Raw genomic sequence first — 19,219 nt, 5'->3', positions numbered from 1 at the left:
GCTTGATAAAGGAGAGAGATTATGAACTTGGAGAAGTTCACAGAGCGCGCGCGCGGGTTCATTCAGGCCGCCCAGACGATTGCGATGCGCGAAAGCCACCAGAAGCTGGCGCCCGAACACCTGCTGAAAGCGCTGATGGACGACGAGCAGGGGCTTGCGTCCAACCTGATCGCCGCCTCGGGCGGTGACGCGAAGCGTGTCGTGCAGGTGCTGGATACGAAACTGGCGCGCATCCCCAAGGTCTCGGGCGATGCCGGTCAGGTGTATCTGGACAGTGCCACCGGCAAGGTGCTGGACGAGGCCGAGAAGATTGCCACCAAGGCGGGCGACAGCTTTGTTCCCGTCGAGCGGATGCTGATGGCGCTGGCCATGGTGAAAAGCCCCGCGAAAGAGGCGCTGGAGGCGGGCAGGGTCACGCCGCAGGGCCTGAACGAGGCGATCAACGATATCCGCAAGGGCCGCACGGCTGACAGCGCCAATGCCGAAGACGGCTATGACGCGCTGAAGAAGTATGCCACGGACCTGACCGCCCGCGCCGAAGAGGGTCGCATCGACCCGATCATCTACCGCGACGAGGAAATCCGCCGGGCCATGCAGGTGCTGTCGCGCCGGACCAAGAACAACCCCGTGCTGATCGGTGAACCCGGCGTCGGTAAAACGGCGATTGCCGAGGGTCTTGCCCTGCGCATCGTCAACGGCGACGTGCCCGAGAGCCTGCGCAACAAGCGGCTGATGGCGCTCGACATGGGCGCACTGATCGCCGGTGCGAAGTATCGCGGCGAGTTCGAAGAGCGGCTGAAGTCCATCCTGAAAGAGGTCGAGGCCGCCGCGGGAGAGATCATCCTCTTCATCGACGAGATGCACACGCTGGTTGGCGCAGGCAAGGCGGACGGCGCCATGGATGCGTCGAACCTGCTGAAACCGGCGCTGGCACGCGGTGAGCTTCATTGTGTCGGCGCCACCACGCTGGACGAATACCGCAAGCATGTGGAAAAGGACGCGGCCCTTGCCCGGCGTTTCCAGCCCGTGATGGTGCAGGAGCCGACGGTCGAGGACACGATTTCCATCCTGCGCGGCATCAAGGAGAAGTACGAGCTGCACCACGGCGTGCGGATCTCTGACTCTGCGCTGGTGGCGGCGGCGACGCTCTCGCACCGCTACATCACCGACCGCTTCCTGCCGGACAAGGCCATCGACCTGATGGACGAGGCCGCCAGCCGTCTGCGGATGGAGGTCGACAGCAAGCCCGAGGAACTTGACGCGCTCGACCGTGACATCCTGCAAAAGCAGATCGAGGTCGAGGCCCTGCGGCTGGAGGACGATCAGGCCTCCAAGGACCGGCTGGCCAAGCTGGAAAAGGATCTTGCCGACCTGCAGGAGCGGTCCGCCGAGATGACGGCGGCCTGGCAGGCGGAGCGTGACAAGCTGGCCTCGGCCCGCGACCTGAAGGAAAAGCTGGACCGCGCCCGCGCCGAGCTGGAGCAGGCCAAGCGCGAGGGCAATCTCGCCCGCGCCGGGGAACTGTCCTACGGCATCATCCCCGCGCTGGAGCGGCACCTGTCCGAGGCCGAAAGCGCCGAGGACGACCTGATGGTCGAGGAAGCCGTGCGCCCGGACCAGATCGCGTCCGTCGTGGAGCGCTGGACCGGCATTCCGGCGGGCAAGATGCTGGAAGGCGAGCGCGAGAAGCTGCTGGGTATGGAGGCCAACCTGCATCGCCGGGTTGTCGGCCAGAACCAGGCGGTGACCGCCGTGGCCAATGCCGTGCGCCGGGCGCGTGCGGGCCTGAACGACGAGAACCGCCCGCTGGGCTCGTTCCTCTTCCTCGGGCCGACCGGCGTGGGCAAGACCGAGCTGACCAAGGCCGTGGCCGAGTTCCTCTTCGACGACGACAGCGCCATGGTGCGTATCGACATGTCGGAGTTCATGGAGAAGCACGCGGTGGCCCGCCTGATCGGCGCGCCTCCGGGCTATGTCGGCTATGACGAGGGCGGTGTCCTGACCGAGGCGGTCCGCAGACGTCCCTATCAGGTCGTGCTGTTCGACGAGGTCGAGAAGGCGCACCCGGACGTCTTCAACGTCCTGCTTCAGGTGCTGGACGACGGTGTCCTGACCGACGGTCAGGGGCGCACGGTCGACTTCAAGCAGACGCTGATCGTGCTGACCTCGAACCTTGGGTCGCAGGCGCTGAGCCAGTTGCCGGACGGTGCGGACGGTGCGCAGGCCAAGCGCGACGTGATGGACGCGGTAAGGGCGCACTTCCGCCCCGAGTTCCTGAACCGTCTGGACGAGACCATTATCTTCGACCGCCTCAAGCGCGAGGATATGTCGGGGATCGTGGACATCCAGCTCGCCCGCCTGCTGAAGCGGCTGGCCGCCCGCAAGATCCGGCTGGAGCTGGACGACGACGCGAAGAAATGGCTGGCCGACGAGGGCTACGACCCGGTGTTCGGTGCCCGCCCGCTGAAGCGCGTGATCCAGCGCGCCTTGCAGGACCCGCTGGCAGAGATGCTGCTGGCCGGCGACGTGGCGGACGGCCAGACGATCACGGTGTCCGCCGGATCGGACGGGCTGCTGATCGGCGACCGGGTCGGCGCGACCAGTCGGCCCAAGCCGGAGGACGCGGTGGTCCACTGAAAGACCTGATGCGCATCGGGAAGGCGGGGGAGACCCCGCCTTTTCGCACCCCGGGCCTGCTCGCCAGACGGTGGGCCGGGCCCGCGTCCAGCCCATGAAGAATGGCCCGGCCTCCCTGCGGAGACCGGGCCTTTTTTGCGTCCGGCCCGGGAGTGCCGGATCACATCTCGGGCATGATCACCTTGTCGATCACATGGATCACGCCGTTCGACGCCTCGATATCGGCGCTGGTCACGGTCGCGTCCTGCACCATCACGCCGTTGTCGAGGTCGATCATCACGTCAGAGCCCTGCACGGTGGTGGCCGCCATGTCGTCCGACAGGTCCGAGGACATCACCTTGCCCGGAATGACGTGGTAGGTCAGGATCGCCGTCAGCTGGTCCTTGTTTTCGGGCAGAAGCAGCGACTCCACGGTGCCCTCGGGCAGGGCGGCGAAGGCCTCGTCGGTGGGTGCGAAGACGGTGAACGGGCCGTCGCCCGACAGCGTTTCGGCCAGACCGGCAGCCTGTGCGGCGGCCAGCAGGGTTTCGAAGGTACCGGCCTCTTTGGCGGTGTCGACGATGTTCATAGAGTGGCCGGCGGCATAGGCGGTGGACCCGAAGAGGGCAGCGGCTGCGGTGGCGGCGAAGAAGGTCTTGCGAAACATGGGTGTCTCTCCTGTTGTGTGCATCACGATGCGACAACCGTCTCATCGCGAAGGCTACGGAGGAGAAACGCGGCCAGATCAGGCTTACGATTTCGTGGGGTGCCGTTGACGGGGCAACCGCCCCGCCTAAGCCCGCGCCTTCGCGGCTCGTCCACTCAGGTTTTCGTGAACCGCCGCGCGCGTCCCGTGATCGGAAATCGCCCGATCCGGGTATCAGTCTTCGCCGATGGCACTGCGGGCGATGCCGTCCAGCATCTCTTGCACTGCCTGCATCGGGCCTTCGGGATAGCTGCGGAAGCCGATGGTGGTGCCCTCTGTGTCGGGCCGGGTCATGACGAAGATGTCGTAGGGGCAGTAGGCGATGTTCATCGGATCCGCCTCCATCACCTGCCGCGACACCACCGCCGAGCAGAAGCTGAACACATCCGCCTGGTCGAAGAGCACCACGTCGGAACCGACGTCGGCGCGGGTGCGCTCGAGCATCTCGCCGACGTGGCTGGTGTGGTCGATCACCAGACCGGCGTCGAGAATCGCGCTTTCCAGCCCGAAGACCACGTCGTCGAAGCTTTGGTCGGTTTCATAGGTGACCAGCTCCTGCGCGGTTGCGGGCAGGGCCAGACAGGCCAGCGCCGCGGTCATGCAAAGAAACGGTTTCATTTGTCTTTCCTTTCGCAAAGGATGCGCACCAGCATCCGCTTGCACATCCTGCCGTTACAAAAGGGGAAGTAAACGGCCCGGGTGGTGAGACAAATCAACACATTCGGAGCGTAGAATATGGGACTTGCCGGAACGGCGCTGGAATACCTCGCATTGCTCTTCGTTCTTCTGATCGCGCTGGCGGTCGCCGTGGCGGTGATCTTCTTCATTGTGGACCGGACCCAGACCGAGGATGCGATCCGTCGAAACTACCCGGTCATCGGGCGTTTTCGCGGCCTGTTCACGGAGCTGGGAGAGTTCTTCCGGCAGTATTTCTTTGCCATGGACCGCGAAGAGATGCCCTTCAACCGGGCGCAGCGGAACTGGGTCTATTCCTCCAGCAAGGGGGCGGGGAACACCGTGGCCTTCGGCTCGACCCGCAATATCCAGGTGCCGGGCACGCCGATCTTCGTGAACGCGGTCTTTCCGCCGCTCGACGATCAGTATGCGGCGACCGCGCCGATGACCATCGGCCCCTTCGCGCGGGAACCCTTCAAGGCGCCGTCGATCTTCAACATCTCGGGCATGTCCTACGGCGCCCTGTCGGAACCCGCGGTCCGGGCGCTGTCGCGTGGCGCGAAGAAGGCGGGCATCTGGATGAACACCGGCGAAGGCGGCCTGTCGCCCTTCCACCTGGAAGGCGGCTGCGACGTGGTCTTCCAGATCGGCACGGCCAAGTTCGGGGTGCGGGACGAGGACGGCATCCTGTCGGACGACAAGCTGCGCGCGGTGGCGGCCCGACCGCAGGTGAAGATGTTCGAGATCAAGCTGAGCCAGGGGGCAAAGCCGGGCAAGGGCGGCATCCTGCCCGGGTCGAAGGTCTCGAAGGAGATCGCCGAGATCCGGGGCATCCGCGTCGGGCAGGACGCGATTTCCCCGAACCGGCACACAGAGGTGGATACCTTCGCGGACCTGCTGGACCTGATTCACCACATCCGCGAGGTGACCGGCAAGCCGGTGGGCATCAAGACCTGCCTCGGCTCTGCCGATCCCCGGGTGGAGTTCTTCGAGCTGATCCAGGAGCGCGGTCCGCGCAGCGCGCCCGACTTCATCACCATCGACGGCGGCGAAGGCGGCACCGGCGCCGCGCCCATGCCGCTGATCGACCTCGTCGGCATGCCCCTGCGCGAGGCGCTGATCCGCATGGTCGACATACGCGACCGCTTCGACCTGCATGAGCGCATCCGCATCGTCGCCAGCGGCAAGATGGTGACGCCGGGCGATGTGGCCCGGGCCATCTGCTGCGGCGCGGACTTCGTGACCTCGGCGCGGGGCTTCATGTTCTCTCTGGGCTGCATTCAGGCGATGAAATGCAACAGGAACACCTGCCCGACCGGCATCACCACCCACAACAGGGACCTGCAGAAGGGGCTGGTGGTCGAGCGCAAAGAGGACAAGGTCGCGAATTACGCCCGCTCGATCATCAACGAGGTCGAGACGATCGCCCATTCCGTCGGCGTGGCCGAACCGCGCATGATGCGACGGCGGCACGTGCGCGTGGTGATGGACGACGGGCGCTCTGTCCAGCTGAACGAGATCAACCCCTCGATCAAGCGCAAGACCCCCGACAAGGAAAGAATGCTGCGCGGCGACGGCTGACGCGTTTTGTTACAGCGCCCGCGCGCCAACGTGACAAGGCGTTTCTTTGTCCGAAAGGGCAGGGCGGCTATCTATCCGGAAACGCCAGACACAGGAGGAACACGATGGCCAACCGCTGGACAAACCGGCTGACGATGCAGGATGTGACGCCCGAGGCGGCCTTCCTGAACCGCCGCCAGATCCTGGCCGGGATGGGAATGGCGGGGGGCGCGATGGCCCTTGGCGCCCCGGCCATGGCGCAGGAAGAGGGGGCGCTGAAGCCCAACAGCTTCGAAGAGATCAGCAGCTACTGCAATTATTACGAGTTCGGCACCGGCAAGGGCGATCCCTCGGCCAATGCCCACAGGCTGACGACCGAACCGTGGTCGGTGACGATCGACGGCATGGTGGACCGGCCCGGCGACTACGCGCTCGAGGACATCCTCAGCCAGATGACCATCGAGGACCGCCTGTACCGCTTCCGCTGTGTCGAGGCCTGGTCGATGGTGGTGCCGTGGAACGGCTTTGAACTGGCGGACCTGCTGGATCTTGCGGGCGTGCAGTCCGGCGCGCGCTACGTCGCCTTTGAAACGGTCTACCGCCCCGAAGAGATGCCGGGCCTGCGCCGCCCCGTGCTGGACTGGCCCTATGTCGAGGGACTGCGGCTGGACGAGGCGCTGAATCCGCTGACCATCATGGCGACGGGGATCTACGGCAAACCGCTGCCCAACCAGAACGGCGCGCCGCTGCGGCTGGTGGTGCCGTGGAAATACGGCTTCAAGTCGATCAAGTCCGTTGTGCGCATCACCCTGACCGACAAGCAGCCGCCCACCGCGTGGAACAAGGCCGCGCCCCGCGAATACGGCTTCTACTCGAACGTGAACCCGAGCGTGGATCATCCCCGCTGGTCGCAGGCGACCGAGCGCACCATTGGCGGTGGCCTCTTTGCCAAGCGCAAGCCGACGCTGATGTTCAACGGCTACGAGGAAGAGGTCGCGGCCCTCTATGACGGCATGGACCTGAAGGCGCAGTTCTGATGCCGGTCGATGCCATCAACCGCGCGGCGCGCCACGTGCCGGTCTGGATGGTCTACCTTGCGCTCGCGCTGCCGGCGCCCTGGCTGTTCTGGCTGGGGCTGACCGGCGGGCTGGGGGTGGACCCGATCGAGGCACTTGAACATGAATATGGCGCGCTGGCGCTGAAGCTGCTGATTGCGGGCCTCTGCGTGACGCCGCTGCGGCGCTTCGCCGGGGTGAACCTGCTTAAGTTCCGGCGCGCGATCGGCCTGATGGCCTTCTTTTATGTCACGGCACATCTGCTGGTCTGGCTGCTGCTCGACGTCCAGCTTCTGGGGCAGATCTGGGCCGACATCGTAAAGCGCCCCTATATTACCGTGGGCATGGCGGGCTTCGCTCTGATGATCCCGCTGGCGGCGACCTCGAACAACCGCGCGGTCCGCGCCCTTGGTCCGCGCTGGCGCAGGCTGCACCGGCTGACCTATGTCGTGGCACTGCTGGGGGCGCTGCACTTCGTGATGCTGACGAAGGGCTTCCAGCTGGAGCCGCTCCTGTACATGGGGCTTGTTCTGGTCCTCCTGGCGCTTCGGACGATCCCCAGGGGCCAGCCGAACCGGCAGGCCGCCCCGAGCTGAAGGCCGAAGAGGTCCCGCGAGTTGCTCGCGGGGCTTCTTTCTGTCCGCGAGTCGCCGGTGCTTCACGCTCAAGGGTTGTTTGGACTCGGTGGAATCGGGGGGCTTTGGGGGTAAGCCTGTGGATAAGCGGTACGGGGGTGTCTGGCGGGCGTGCGGGGGCCGGGGTTTTGCGGGGGGAAAGCGGGAATTCGGGCGTCGTGGGGTGGAGAAATGAAGAAATAAATCCTTTTGTAACAGTCTGATAAGTGGTTTCGTGAAGAAAATCTGACATTCCGTGAAGAAAGCGCTTGCGGGTCTGGGGAACTAACCGTAGAACCCCCTTCACCGGCGGCGCTGAGGCGCACGACGGGACGCCAGACGGAACGGACGGGACGCCAACGAGGGGTTCGGAAAGGGAAGCGCGGCGGCAGAAATCAGAGGCATGACGGGCGGGCGCGCCGAAGAAGTTAGGGCGCACCGGTTCGGTATTTGTTTCTACGCTATTTGACATCGCTAATATCTGAAGAGATATGCGGGCGGCTTTGGTTCAAATCGATGGATCAACTGTCTGTATGTCGCGCCACTAGGCTTCGACCGATGATGTGGTGTCAGCTTCACTGTTTGAGCGGCTTTCGGTTTCTGATGAAACCTGAAGCACAATCAAACAGATGACTTCCAATACGTATCCTTCCTTAGCCGGGTGGATATAGCCGGATGCCCCCAAAGCACCGGTGAGTATTGGAGATGTGCAGAGGTTCGAACGTCAAGGATAGCATCGCAAGATGCTTTCAACTTGAGAGTTTGATCCTGGCTCAGAACGAACGCTGGCGGCAGGCCTAACACATGCAAGTCGAGCGCGCCTTCGGGTGAGCGGCGGACGGGTGAGTAACACGTGGGAATATGCCCTTCTCTGCGGAATAGTCTCGGGAAACTGAGGGTAATACCGCATACGCCCTTCGGGGGAAAGATTTATCGGAGAAGGATTAGCCCGCGTTAGATTAGGTAGTTGGTGGGGTAATGGCCTACCAAGCCTACGATCTATAGCTGGTTTTAGAGGATGATCAGCCACACTGGGACTGAGACACGGCCCAGACTCCTACGGGAGGCAGCAGTGAGGAATCTTAGACAATGGGCGCAAGCCTGATCTAGCCATGCCGCGTGTGTGATGAAGGCCTTAGGGTCGTAAAGCACTTTCGCCAGAGATGATAATGACAGTATCTGGTAAAGAAACCCCGGCTAACTCCGTGCCAGCAGCCGCGGTAATACGGAGGGGGTTAGCGTTGTTCGGAATTACTGGGCGTAAAGCGCACGTAGGCGGACCAGCAAGTTGGGGGTGAAATCCCGGGGCTCAACCCCGGAACTGCCTCCAAAACTGTTGGTCTTGAGTTCGAGAGAGGTGAGTGGAATTCCGAGTGTAGAGGTGAAATTCGTAGATATTCGGAGGAACACCAGTGGCGAAGGCGGCTCACTGGCTCGATACTGACGCTGAGGTGCGAAAGTGTGGGGAGCAAACAGGATTAGATACCCTGGTAGTCCACACCGTAAACGATGAATGCCAGTCGTCGGGTTGCATGCAATTCGGTGACACACCTAACGGATTAAGCATTCCGCCTGGGGAGTACGGTCGCAAGATTAAAACTCAAAGGAATTGACGGGGGCCCGCACAAGCGGTGGAGCATGTGGTTTAATTCGAAGCAACGCGCAGAACCTTACCAACCCTTGACATCCTGTGCTACATCCAGAGATGGATGGTTCCCTTCGGGGACGCAGTGACAGGTGCTGCATGGCTGTCGTCAGCTCGTGTCGTGAGATGTTCGGTTAAGTCCGGCAACGAGCGCAACCCACATCTTCAGTTGCCAGCAGTTCGGCTGGGCACTCTGGAGAAACTGCCCGTGATAAGCGGGAGGAAGGTGTGGATGACGTCAAGTCCTCATGGCCCTTACGGGTTGGGCTACACACGTGCTACAATGGTATCTACAATGGGTTAATCCCCAAAAGATATCTCAGTTCGGATTGTCGTCTGCAACTCGACGGCATGAAGTCGGAATCGCTAGTAATCGCGTAACAGCATGACGCGGTGAATACGTTCCCGGGCCTTGTACACACCGCCCGTCACACCATGGGAGTTGGTTCTACCTGACGGTACCGTGCGCTAACCTTCGGGAGGCAGCGGACCACGGTAGGATCAGCGACTGGGGTGAAGTCGTAACAAGGTAGCCGTAGGGGAACCTGCGGCTGGATCACCTCCTTTCTAAGGATGCTTCTAGCATCAAGGTTCGCCTTGATCATGATGCACTTAGCAGAAGATCGGCAATCAAAGCCGATCACACCGGGCCATCGCCGTCCTCATATCTCTTCAGAACGCTAGGTTCCGCACGGATCGCCGTGTGGGGTTCCAAAGCACGGGGCCTTAGCTCAGCTGGGAGAGCGCCTGATTTGCATTCAGGAGGTCAGGAGTTCGATCCTCCTAGGCTCCACCATCAAGCAGGGCCCGAAAGAATGGGTCGGTAGCTCAGGTGGTTAGAGCGCACGCCTGATAAGCGTGAGGTCGGAGGTTCAAGTCCTCCTCGACCCACCACTTTCCGCAGGAAAGTGGTCCCGACAGTGGCTTTGCGAAGCAAAGCTCACGAGAGGGCACCATTCAGCGAAAACCGGACCAGCATAGTTCTCCGATTAGATCGGCAAGCATTTGCGAATGCTTCCCCGTCCAATCGGACGAGACTTCGTCCTCAAGCAGCCGCAAGGCGCTGGGACAAACTCAATGACATCGTATAGAGAGAAACAATCAACGTTGCTTGATTGCCGTAAGTGTTCGGCAATCTCAGTTGGTTCACCCCTGACCGGGGATCGCCGCAAGGCGTGACGCGGAAAGGACCACGGTGAAGGTTCCAAGGTGGTCTAGCCGTACCGTCGCGGGATATCCCTTCTGAAAAGAGCAATCGTTGTCCAAGTCAAGTACACTAACCAAAGTCACCTTAACCAGGTGACAGTCCTCGCCGGAAGGCGAGGGCGGGAAAGTATGCTTTGTCCGGTAAGAGAGCGGGGCGGTCTGCCGACCGTGTCGCTCAACGCAAGGCCCTGTGAACCAGCGGGGCGGAGGAACGATCCTAAAGCGATCCTCCATTTGGTCCTTCGGGACCATCTAAAACCTTGCTCTTACTGGATCAAATCAAGCGCGAGAAGGGCGTTTGGTGAATGCCTTGGCAGCAAGAGGCGATGAAGGACGTGATACTCTGCGATAAGTCATGGGGAGCCGAGAATAGGCTTTGATCCATGAATCTCCGAATGGGGCAACCCACCTGACAGTTCGATATAATTACTTCGGTAGCTTATATCTTGCTGAACCAGGTACTTCTTACCTGAATACATAGGGTTTGAAGAGCAAACCCGGGGAACTGAAACATCTAAGTACCCGGAGGAAAGGACATCAATTGATACTCCCCTAGTAGCGGCGAGCGAACGGGGACCAGCCGAGCCTTGAGAGTGATCAGAATAACCTGGAAAGGTTAGCCATAGCGGGTGACAGCCCCGTATGAGAAGCTCGATGGGACGTATTAAGTAGGGCGGGACACGTGAAATCCTGTCTGAAGATCGGAGGACCACCTTCGAAGGCTAAGTACTCCTTGCTGACCGATAGTGAACCAGTACCGTGAGGGAAAGGTGAAAAGCACCCCGACGAGGGGAGTGAAACAGTACCTGAAACCGAACGCCTACAATCAGTCGGAGCTTCCTTGTGAAGTGACGGCGTACCTTTTGTATAATGGGTCATCGACTTGGTCTATCTAGCAAGCTTAAGCCGATAGGTGTAGGCGCAGCGAAAGCGAGTCTTAATAGGGCGATGAGTTAGATGGATCAGACCCGAAACCGAGTGATCTAGGCATGACCAGGATGAAGGTTAGGTAACACTAACTGGAGGTCCGAACCCACACCTGTTGAAAAAGGTCGGGATGAGTTGTGCCTAGGGGTGAAAGGCCAATCAAACTCGGAGATAGCTGGTTCTCCGCGAAATCTATTTAGGTAGAGCGTCATCCGAATACCCCGGGGGGTAGAGCACTGGATGGGTAATGGGGCCCCACAGGCTTACTGATCCTAACCAAACTCCGAATACCCGGGAGTACTAGATGGCAGACACACTGCGGATGCTAACGTCCGTAGTGGAGAGGGAAACAACCCTGACCTACAGCTAAGGCCCCCAATTCATGGCTAAGTGGGAAAGCAGGTGGGACGACCAAAACAACCAGGAGGTTGGCTTAGAAGCAGCCATCCTTTAAAGATAGCGTAACAGCTCACTGGTCTAATCAAGTTGTCCTGCGGCGAAGATGTAACGGGGCTCAAGCCATGAGCCGAAGCTTAGGATGCCGTAAGGCATGGTAGCGGAGCGTAGTGTGACATAGCACTGATCTTTACTATCGCTTAGGTTGGTTGATCGCGGGAAACCGCGCTCAAGTAGCCGCTAGGCGGTAGCGCAAGATCATGTGCTTTCTGTGAAGCCGGGGCGTGAGCCATCCGGTGGAGAGATCACTAGCGAGAATGATGACATGAGTAGCGACAAAGAGTGTGAGAGACACTCTCGCCGAAAGTCCAAGGGTTCCTGCTTAAAGCTAATCTGAGCAGGGTAAGCCGGCCCCTAAGGCGAGGCCGAAAGGCGTAGTCGATGGGAACCAGGTTAATATTCCTGGGCCGTGTGGTGGTGACGGATCGTGGCGACGCATGTACCTTATCGGATTGGTGCATGTTCAAGACGGTCCCTGGAAATAGCCCCACTGTAAGACCGTACCCCAAACCGACACAGGTGGACTGGTAGAGAATACCAAGGCGCTTGAGAGAACGATGTTGAAGGAACTCGGCAAAATACCTCCGTAAGTTCGCGAGAAGGAGGCCCGGTACAAGAGTGCCGGGGGCACAAACCAGGGGGTGGCGACTGTTTATTAAAAACACAGGGCTCTGCGAAGTCGCAAGACGACGTATAGGGTCTGACGCCTGCCCGGTGCCTGAAGGTTAAAAGGAGGGGTGCAAGCTCTGAATTGAAGCCCAGGTAAACGGCGTACCGTAACTATAACGGTCCTAAGGTAGCGAAATTCCTTGTCGGGTAAGTTCCGACCTGCACGAATGGCGTAACGACTTCCCCGCTGTCTCCAACATCGACTCAGCGAAATTGAATTGCCTGTCAAGATGCAGGCTTCCCGCGGTTAGACGGAAAGACCCCGTGCACCTTCACTACAGCTTCGCACTGGCATCAGGCACAACATGTGCAGGATAGGTGGTAGACTTTGAAACCGTGACGCCAGTCGCGGTGGAGTCATCCTTGAGATACCACCCTTGTTCTGCTTGATGTCTAACCGCGGTCCGTCATCCGGATCCGGGACCCTGCGTGGTGGGTAGTTTGACTGGGGCGGTCGCCTCCTAAAGCGTAACGGAGGCGCGCGAAGGTTGGCTCAGAGCGGTCGGAAATCGCTCGTTGAGTGCAATGGCAGAAGCCAGCCTGACTGCAAGACTGACAAGTCGAGCAGAGACGAAAGTCGGCCATAGTGATCCGGTGGTCCCAAGTGGGAGGGCCATCGCTCAACGGATAAAAGGTACGCCGGGGATAACAGGCTGATACTGCCCAAGAGTCCATATCGACGGCAGTGTTTGGCACCTCGATGTCGGCTCATCTCATCCTGGGGCTGGAGCAGGTCCCAAGGGTACGGCTGTTCGCCGTTTAAAGAGGTACGTGAGCTGGGTTTAGAACGTCGTGAGACAGTTCGGTCCCTATCTGCCGTGGGTGTAGGATACTTGAGAGGAGTTGCCCCTAGTACGAGAGGACCGGGGTGAACGTTCCACTGGTGGACCAGTTGTCGTGCCAACGGCAGTGCTGGGTAGCTATGAACGGACAGGATAACCGCTGAAGGCATCTAAGCGGGAAGCCCCCTCAAAACAAGGTATCCCTGAGGACCGTGGAAGACCACCACGTCGATAGGCCGGAGATGTAAGTGCAGCAATGCATTCAGTTGACCGGTACTAATGGTCCGATAGGCTTGATTTGATCCAGTAACAGCAAGGTTGGATACGCCTCCGCGCTCAAGTAGCAAAGCGGTAGCGCATCAAACCTGTTACGGAAAACAAGCATACACAGAACGTGTACATGACCTGGACGACGATGTTGATTGTGCTGCGTATCAGCGCCCAGCTTGCTAGGGTGCGGGTTCTCGGGCCGTCTTGCTGTGCAAGATACCCTGTCACCCGCTCACCAAACCAAGCAAAAGCAAAATGCGCAGCATTTTGGTTTTTCCTTGGTTTGGTGGTCATAGCGAGAGCAAAACACCCGGATCCATTCCGAACCCGGTACCGTTAAGTGCCTCCGCGCCGATGGTACTGCGTCTCAAGACGTGGGAGAGTAGGTCGCCGCCAAACCTAGTAAAAACCAAATCTCTCTATACAAAAAACACCAGAACGCCCCGACTGATCCCATCAGCCGGGGCGTTCTTGCATCCAAAATCCAAAAAATTCCCGAAAAAAAACTGCCAGGCCAGGGCAACCCGCCCTCAACGCGTGCCCCCACGCCGTCAGCCACAGCGTGGAAAATGAACGCCCGGGACATGCACCGGACAGGTCCGGCCAGGAAGGTCTATGGCAACCCGCGAAGCCCTGGGGGCTGCCGGGACGGGATCGGGGCTGCAGCCGGACGTCCCTTGAGGGCGGGTGCTGCCCCTGCGCCATGACCCGCTGGCGCCGACCAGACTGTATCAGGACCGACGATTCCCCGTGCAGCGCGCTCGATATCGATCGCCTGGGGAGGCGGCCTTTCGGGAGAGCCTCAGGTGCGCCGGAAAAACGGCGACAGGGGCGCCTCGTGTCTCGCTCGGCGGCTTGAGGCCGACCGTGGGATATGGCCGTTTGGTCGCCGTGATCGTGGCGGTCGGACTGGTTGCCCCGCTGCGCTTTTCGGGCCGCAGGGAGGGCATCTCTGCGACGCAGCCGGGGAGGTCAGGGCAGAGGCCATGGCGGCGCTGAGGTGCCGTTCTGGGGCGCCGGGTGTCCATGCGTCGGGCCGGTATCCGGCTGCCAGCATGGCTGTCATCCGCCGACACAGGTGACGCAAGTCGCGGCCACATCGGCAGGCCGAACCGGACTGTTCCACGGCCTGCGAAGCAGGGCTGCACGGATCCTCTGGCGGGGCAGGATGGCCAGCGGCTTGCCGCGCCGGGATCGGGCGAGGGAGAGGGGCAGGCACCCCCGAGGTCTGTCCTCAAAGCCAGTGTCGCCCGCGTCTGGGATGTGGTGAGGGGCCGCTATCGGCATGGCCCATGCCGAGGGTCAGGCGCTGGTCCAGAGACTGCATAACCCAATGATCCGACGGATGATTTTTAAAGGGGATAATGGTGCCCAGAAGAGGACTCGAACCTCCACGGCCTTGCGGCCACTGGCACCTGAAGCCAGCGCGTCTACCAATTCCGCCATCTGGGCACGGGTTGGTGAGGCATGCATTTACGGGTTGTCCGCGGGGGTGTCAACGCCCTTCCGCAAAGTTTTTCACGCGGCAATCGGGCGCCTTGCCGGAGATGCCCCGGGCCTGTATCCCGGGACCATACCTCGTGGAGAAAAGGCAGCGCATGTCCAAACTCGTCACCATCTTCGGAGGATCGGGCTTCGTCGGTCGCTACATTGCCCGGCGCATGGCGCAGGAGGGTTGGCGCGTGCGCGTCGCCTGCCGCCGCCCGAACGAGGCGATCTTTGTCCGACCCTACGGTGTTGTCGGCCAGGTCGAGCCGGTCTTTGCCAATATCCGCGACGACGACAGCGTGCGCGCGGTGCTGAAGGGCGCGGACGCGGTTGTGAATTGCGTCGGCACCTTCGACAAATCCGGCAAGAACAACTTCGACGCCGTGCAGGCCGAAGGGGCGGGTCGAATCGCCCGGGTCGCGGCAGAGCTGGGCGTCGCTCGCATGGTCCACCTTTCGGCCATCGGCGCGGATGCCGAAAGCGACAGCCTTTATGCGCAAAGCAAGGGACGCGGAGAGGCGGCGGTTCTGGCCCATATGCCGGAGGCGGTGATCCTGCGCCCCTCGGTGATCTTCGGCCCCGAGGACGCCTTCTTCAACCGCTTCGCGGGCATGACGCGGCTGTCTCCGGTGCTGCCGGTGGTCGGCGGCGACACGCGGTTCCAGACCGTCTATGTCGACGACGTGGCCCGTGCCGCAGTCATGGGGGTCACGGGGGCCGCCGCGCCGGGTGTCTACGAGCTTGGCGGCCCGGATGTGCACAGCTTCCGCGAGTTGATGCGGGGGATGCTGGGGGTGATCCGTCGGCGTCGTGCCATCGTGAACATCCCGTTCTGGCTGGCGGCGCCCATGAGCTGGGTCATGGATCTTGTGCAGACGGCGACACTTGGCCTTGTTCCTGCGCAGGTCACCCGTGACCAGGTGCGCACGCTGCGACATGACAACGTGGTTGCCGCAGGGGCGAAGGGATTTGCCGATCTGGGCATCCAGCCGACGGCCCCGGAGGCGGTGCTGCCCGAGTACCTGTGGCGCTTCCGGCCCTCGGGCCAATACGACGCGATCAAGGAATCGGCGCGGAACCTGCGCGCGGATTAAGTGGGGCCGGGACGCTCTTCCCGCCCGAGGGGCGGAGAGTGCCGCGCCCGGTCCGCGTCAGGCATTCACATGCGCTGTTCGGCCCGGGCGCATCGCCCTGAACGCGCCGGTCAGGGCTTGTCGGCCTGAAGACTGGCGAAGAGCGGGGCGTTGCGGCAGTAGTCCGGCGGAGCCGCCCGGGTGCCCTGATGCGCGGCCTGCCACTGTGCGCAGCGGTCCGGCGCGGTGCAGCCGGTGCAGCGCAGCACGGCGTCCTCCAGCGCGCTGAACGACAGGGTGCCGCGCAGCATCTGTTCTTCGAGGTCCAGCCCCTGCAGGCTGGCCATGTCATCGACCAGGGCGGCGTGGCGCTTCAGCGTGGACGGGCTTTGCATGGCAGTCTCTCCCTCGGGCTAACCTTGGAACAGACTGCGGGCAGAATCGGCGCCTGTGCCTTGACTCAGGTCAAGCGCCTCAGGAGCCGCCGGTCATCCGAGCCGCCGTCCGGCGCACGATGTCGACGCGTGCGGCGTTGGGGGTGAGAGCCCGAGAAGCGGTTGCCCGGGTCGGGGATGCGCGTGAAGAAGGCCGCGCCGCGCACCGGGTCGTAGCCGGCCTGCAGGGCGATGATGGTGCCCAGCTGGTCGGCCTCCAGCTCGAATTCCTTCGAGTAGGCGCGCGCGCCCACCGCCGCGCCCAGCTGTTCGGCGCTGCGCACGGCCTCGGCCTCGGCGCCCCCGATGGCGGCAATGCCCGCGAAGATCACCGCGCCGTAGGTGGCGCTTTCCCGCGTCTTGGCGAGGTGGTTCATGACGTGGTGCGCGGCCTCGTGGCTCATGATGAAGGCCAGTTCGTCGGCATTGCGGACAGAGTTGATCAGGCCCAGGTTGAAGGCAAGGATCGGGCGGTCGAAGCGGTCTTCGGTCTGGAAGGCATTGGGCGCCTGCCCGGGCCGGTCGTCCACCACGATCTGGAAATTGCAGTTCATGCCGCTGGTGCGGGCGCGGCATTCCTCTTCGGCCACCGGCTCGACGGTGGCCACCACTTCGACGAACTGCCGCGCCATCCGGTTGGCCTTGGCCTCGGGCCCCGGCAGAGATCCCGAGGCCGGGCGCCTCCGAGGGGGCGGGGTCCGGCAGCATGACAGGCGCGCAGGCCGACAGAAGCACGAGGACGAAGGGAAAGAGGCGAAGCATGATGGGGCGGGTTCCGGAGTGGTGTCGGCGAAGGATAGGGCGCCCGGCATCGTTGTGCCAGTCCGCAGAGGTCACGAGGCGGTGTTGCGCCGACCGTTTCGGCGGCCCTGCGGCCTTTTGCGCTTCATCCGCACCCGCCCGACCGCAACAGGCGTTTGCCGCGGCCAGGGGACGCGTCTTTCGATTCAAATCGCGGGGAAACTGGGCTAGGCTCCGGGGCAGGGCCCCCGCGCCCGGACGCTGGTGCCGGGCCGCGGCAGCGGCCCCGAGATAGGACCGGGAAAGGACCGACATGTTCAGCATCGAGCACGATTTCGACGCCACCGTGGTCACGCTTGTCGACGAGGGCGCGCGGCATCTTCAGGAGGACGTGGTGATCTCGAGCTTCGAGGATTGCGTCACGGTCGAACAATACGATCCACGCAGCGATACGCTGCAGCGGATCACCCTGTCGCTGTCCCAGATGGGCGATCTCGTGACCGCCGTGAACCTGCCCGAGGGGGTCTACCGCCGCAAGGCCTAGACCGGCCTGCCAGCTGCCGCGCCACGACCGGGCCTCAGTCTTCGATCCGGAAAACCTTGTCCCGCGCGGTGGCCCCGGAATCGAGGCTCAGCCGGGATTTCGGGATGCCCAGTGGCCTTGGCCAGCAGCTTCTGGACCGCGGCAGTGGCCTTGCCGTCCTCCGGCACCGTCGTCACCCAGACCTTCACGGTGTCACCCTCCCGCGCGATGCGGTTGCGCGCGGCCCGGGGCGTGACGCGCACCGCCAGGCGGGTGCCCGGCACCGCAAGGTCCGAGAGGTCTGGAAGCGGCTCTGCCATGGCTCGCGGCTACCAGCCTGCCGGGCCGCGCACAAGATCGCGGTTGAATCCCGGCCCGCAAGGTCTGACATAAGGACCGAACAACGCCGGAGACCCCATGCCCGCACTGAACCAGGCCGCCCTCGACTTCCTGCTGTCCCGCCGCTCGCGCCCCGCCAAGACGCTGGCCCGGCCGGCGCCCGACCGCGCGGCGCTGCTGACCCTGCTGACCGCCGCCGCGCGCAGCCCCGACCACGGCAAGCTGGAGCCCCGGCGCTTCATCGTTCTCGAAGGCGCCGCGCTGCACCGCATCGCCGGGGCGGTCGAGGCCTGCGGTGCGCGGCTGGGCAAGGATGCGGATGCCGTGGCCAAGGCGCGTTCGGCCTTTGCCGACAGCCCGCTCTGCGTGGCGGTGATCGAATCGCCGGTGGACTCCGAGAAGGTGCCCGCCATCGAACAGACCTATTCGGCGGGCGCCGTCTGCCTCGCGCTGCTGAACGCGGCGCTTGCGGCGGGCTGGGGGGCGAACTGGCTCTCGGGCTGGGCCAGCCACGATGCCAGCTTCCGCACCGAGGCGCTGGACCTCGCCCCGCAGGAACGCATCGCGGGCTTCCTCCACATCGGGACGGAGAAAAGCACCCCGCCGGACCGCCCGCGCCCCGATCTCTCGGCCAAGACCACCTGGGTCGAGGCATGATCCTCGACGCAGCCTTTCGCGCCATCGGCCAGATGGGCGACCGCCGCTTTCAGGGCGTGCTCCTGCGCGGCATCGGCCTGACCGTGGCGCTGCTGGTTGCCGTCATCTGGCTGGTGATGTGGGCGGCGGGCTGGCTGGTCGGCGATTCGATCACCCTGCCATGGGTCGGCACGCTGACATGGCTCGACAATGCCGCCAGCCTCGCCGCGCTGCCGGTCATGCTGCTGCTCTCGGTCTTCCTGATGGTGCCGGTCGCCTCGGCGATCACCTCGCTCTTCCTCGATGACGTGGCACAGGCGGTCGAGGACGCGCATTATCCGCACCTCGGTCCCGCCGCACCGGTCTCGTTTGCGGATGGGTTGCGCGACTCGCTGGGGTTCCTCGGCACGCTGGTGCTGGCGAATATGGTGGCGCTGGTGCTCTACCTGATCTTCGCGCCTCTCGCGCCCTTCATCTTCTGGGCGCTGAACGGCTTCCTGCTGGGCCGCGAATACTTCACCCTCGCCGCCATGCGCCGGGTCTAGCCGGACAGAGGCCTACCGCCTGCGCCGCCGTCACCTGCTGACGATCTGGGCCGGGGGCGTGCTGATGGCCGTCCCCCTGACCGTCCCGCTGGTGAACCTGATTGTCCCGGTGCTGGGCGCGGCCACCTTCACCCATGTCTTCCACAGGCTTTACGACCCGCGCAGGGGCTGACGCTTCTTCTGTCCCGAAATATCCCGGGGGAGGCCGAAGGCCGGGGGGCAGAGCCCCTTGGCGCCCGGCCCCCGAACCCGGTGCCGG

The 19,219-nt window shown here is 62.8% G+C and carries 12 protein-coding genes, 3 tRNA genes, 3 rRNA genes and 2 pseudogenes; 13 read left to right on the top strand and 7 right to left on the bottom strand.

All coding sequences use genetic code 11. The features are described from left to right. Positions 1-21: 21 nt before the first annotated feature. A complete protein-coding gene (gene clpB, locus ABFB10_RS07805) occupies positions 22-2,637 on the top strand; it encodes an ATP-dependent chaperone ClpB (RefSeq protein WP_347166080.1) in 2,616 nt (871 codons plus the stop codon). 160 nt (positions 2,638-2,797) lie between these two features. Here the strand turns inward: clpB and ABFB10_RS07800 are convergent, their stop codons facing one another. Both ABFB10_RS07800 and ABFB10_RS07795 read right to left on the bottom strand, forming a co-directional pair. Continuing rightward, complete coding sequence (locus ABFB10_RS07800; RefSeq protein ID WP_347166079.1) at positions 2,798-3,283, bottom strand: fasciclin domain-containing protein; 486 nt, start codon at positions 3,281-3,283, stop codon at positions 2,798-2,800. Positions 3,284-3,496: 213 nt separating this feature from the next. Beyond that, the gene (locus tag ABFB10_RS07795) at positions 3,497-3,940 is read right to left on the bottom strand and encodes a DUF302 domain-containing protein (protein WP_347166078.1); all 444 of its coding nucleotides are present in this window, start codon (positions 3,938-3,940) and stop codon (positions 3,497-3,499) included. Between the two features lie 117 nt (positions 3,941-4,057). Here ABFB10_RS07795 and ABFB10_RS07790 point away from each other — a divergent pair, with 117 nt between their 5' ends. The 7 genes from ABFB10_RS07790 to ABFB10_RS07760 all read left to right on the top strand — a co-directional run bounded on the left by ABFB10_RS07790 (position 4,058) and on the right by ABFB10_RS07760 (position 13,212). Further along, the gene (locus tag ABFB10_RS07790) at positions 4,058-5,578 is read left to right on the top strand and encodes an FMN-binding glutamate synthase family protein (RefSeq protein ID WP_347166077.1); all 1,521 of its coding nucleotides are present in this window, start codon (positions 4,058-4,060) and stop codon (positions 5,576-5,578) included. A gap of 104 nt (positions 5,579-5,682) precedes the next feature. Then, positions 5,683-6,594 carry a protein-methionine-sulfoxide reductase catalytic subunit MsrP gene (gene msrP, locus ABFB10_RS07785; protein WP_347166076.1) on the top strand — a complete coding sequence of 304 codons (912 nt, stop codon included), beginning with the start codon at positions 5,683-5,685 and terminating at the stop codon, positions 6,592-6,594. Beyond that, a complete protein-coding gene (gene msrQ / locus ABFB10_RS07780) occupies positions 6,594-7,208 on the top strand; it encodes a protein-methionine-sulfoxide reductase heme-binding subunit MsrQ (protein WP_347166075.1) in 615 nt (204 codons plus the stop codon). Before msrP ends, msrQ begins: the two co-directional genes overlap by 1 nt. Before the next feature lie 768 nt (positions 7,209-7,976). Next, positions 7,977-9,438, top strand: a 16S ribosomal RNA gene (locus ABFB10_RS07775). Between the two features lie 153 nt (positions 9,439-9,591). After that, positions 9,592-9,667: transfer RNA gene (locus tag ABFB10_RS07770), tRNA-Ala, on the top strand. Positions 9,668-9,688: 21 nt separating this feature from the next. Beyond that, positions 9,689-9,765: transfer RNA gene (locus ABFB10_RS07765), tRNA-Ile, on the top strand. A gap of 589 nt (positions 9,766-10,354) precedes the next feature. Beyond that, positions 10,355-13,212, top strand: a 23S ribosomal RNA gene (locus ABFB10_RS07760). A gap of 35 nt (positions 13,213-13,247) precedes the next feature. On the opposite strand, the gene ABFB10_RS07755 is transcribed toward ABFB10_RS07760, so the two are convergent. Continuing rightward, positions 13,248-13,475, bottom strand: coding sequence for a hypothetical protein (locus tag ABFB10_RS07755; protein ID WP_347164816.1), 228 nt, complete (start codon positions 13,473-13,475; stop codon positions 13,248-13,250). Here ABFB10_RS07755 and rrf point away from each other — a divergent pair. Beyond that, positions 13,464-13,580, top strand: a 5S ribosomal RNA gene (gene rrf / locus ABFB10_RS07750). The two genes, ABFB10_RS07755 and rrf, sit on opposite strands and share 12 nt — an antisense overlap. The 16S, 23S and 5S rRNA genes sit together here with 2 tRNA genes alongside, the layout of an rRNA operon. A gap of 966 nt (positions 13,581-14,546) precedes the next feature. Here the strand turns inward: rrf and ABFB10_RS07745 are convergent. Then, positions 14,547-14,633: transfer RNA gene (locus ABFB10_RS07745), tRNA-Leu, on the bottom strand. Positions 14,634-14,779: 146 nt separating this feature from the next. Here ABFB10_RS07745 and ABFB10_RS07740 point away from each other — a divergent pair. Then, positions 14,780-15,763 (top strand): complex I NDUFA9 subunit family protein, encoded by a 984-nt coding sequence (locus ABFB10_RS07740; protein ID WP_347166074.1) that lies wholly within the window; start codon positions 14,780-14,782, stop codon positions 15,761-15,763. A gap of 110 nt (positions 15,764-15,873) precedes the next feature. On the opposite strand, the gene ABFB10_RS07735 is transcribed toward ABFB10_RS07740, so the two are convergent. Together ABFB10_RS07735 and ABFB10_RS07730 are read right to left on the bottom strand one after the other, a co-directional pair. Beyond that, positions 15,874-16,137: a DUF6455 family protein gene (locus ABFB10_RS07735; RefSeq protein ID WP_347166073.1), complete on the bottom strand. Its 264-nt coding sequence runs from the start codon at positions 16,135-16,137 to the stop codon at positions 15,874-15,876. Positions 16,138-16,202: 65 nt separating this feature from the next. Then, complete coding sequence (locus ABFB10_RS07730; RefSeq protein ID WP_347166072.1) at positions 16,203-16,808, bottom strand: M48 family metalloprotease; 606 nt, start codon at positions 16,806-16,808, stop codon at positions 16,203-16,205. Positions 16,809-17,230: 422 nt separating this feature from the next. Here ABFB10_RS07730 and ABFB10_RS07725 point away from each other — a divergent pair, with 422 nt between their 5' ends. After that, complete coding sequence (locus ABFB10_RS07725; RefSeq protein WP_206566391.1) at positions 17,231-17,461, top strand: hypothetical protein; 231 nt, start codon at positions 17,231-17,233, stop codon at positions 17,459-17,461. A gap of 34 nt (positions 17,462-17,495) precedes the next feature. Here ABFB10_RS07725 and ABFB10_RS07720 read toward each other — a convergent pair. Next, a pseudogene (locus ABFB10_RS07720) lies at positions 17,496-17,760 on the bottom strand (DUF167 domain-containing protein). Positions 17,761-17,857: 97 nt separating this feature from the next. Here ABFB10_RS07720 and ABFB10_RS07715 point away from each other — a divergent pair. Both ABFB10_RS07715 and ABFB10_RS07710 read left to right on the top strand, forming a co-directional pair. Beyond that, entirely contained in the window at positions 17,858-18,436 is a 579-nt protein-coding gene (locus ABFB10_RS07715) for a nitroreductase family protein (RefSeq protein WP_347166071.1), read from the top strand. Continuing rightward, positions 18,433-19,132 (top strand): annotated as a pseudogene (locus tag ABFB10_RS07710) (EI24 domain-containing protein). The gene ABFB10_RS07715 and the pseudogene ABFB10_RS07710 overlap by 4 nt, the downstream one beginning before the upstream one ends. The last annotated feature ends 87 nt before the right edge of the window (positions 19,133-19,219 follow it).

The sequence above is a fragment of the Ponticoccus litoralis genome (assembly GCF_039769985.1).
GTDB classification, from domain to species: Bacteria; Pseudomonadota; Alphaproteobacteria; order Rhodobacterales; family Rhodobacteraceae; genus Ponticoccus; species Ponticoccus litoralis.
This window is presented reverse-complemented; position numbering and strand designations above follow the sequence as displayed.

Bases quoted from the DNA above. Each gene is read 5' to 3' on its own strand.
- ABFB10_RS07800 (WP_347166079.1), bottom strand. From the start codon at position 3,283: ATGTTTCGCAAGACCTTCTTCGCCGCCACCGCAGCCGCTGCCCTCTTC.
- ABFB10_RS07740 (WP_347166074.1), top strand. From the start codon at position 14,780: ATGTCCAAACTCGTCACCATCTTCGGAGGATCGGGCTTCGTCGGTCGC.
- clpB (WP_347166080.1), top strand. From the start codon at position 22: ATGAACTTGGAGAAGTTCACAGAGCGCGCGCGCGGGTTCATTCAGGCC.
- ABFB10_RS07725 (WP_206566391.1), top strand. From the start codon at position 17,231: ATGTTCAGCATCGAGCACGATTTCGACGCCACCGTGGTCACGCTTGTC.
- msrP (WP_347166076.1), top strand. From the start codon at position 5,683: ATGGCCAACCGCTGGACAAACCGGCTGACGATGCAGGATGTGACGCCC.
- ABFB10_RS07735 (WP_347166073.1), bottom strand. From the start codon at position 16,137: ATGCAAAGCCCGTCCACGCTGAAGCGCCACGCCGCCCTGGTCGATGAC.
- msrQ (WP_347166075.1), top strand. From the start codon at position 6,594: ATGCCGGTCGATGCCATCAACCGCGCGGCGCGCCACGTGCCGGTCTGG.
- ABFB10_RS07790 (WP_347166077.1), top strand. From the start codon at position 4,058: ATGGGACTTGCCGGAACGGCGCTGGAATACCTCGCATTGCTCTTCGTT.
- ABFB10_RS07755 (WP_347164816.1), bottom strand. From the start codon at position 13,475: ATGACCACCAAACCAAGGAAAAACCAAAATGCTGCGCATTTTGCTTTT.
- ABFB10_RS07730 (WP_347166072.1), bottom strand. From the start codon at position 16,808: ATGGCGCGGCAGTTCGTCGAAGTGGTGGCCACCGTCGAGCCGGTGGCC.
- ABFB10_RS07795 (WP_347166078.1), bottom strand. From the start codon at position 3,940: ATGAAACCGTTTCTTTGCATGACCGCGGCGCTGGCCTGTCTGGCCCTG.
- ABFB10_RS07715 (WP_347166071.1), top strand. From the start codon at position 17,858: ATGCCCGCACTGAACCAGGCCGCCCTCGACTTCCTGCTGTCCCGCCGC.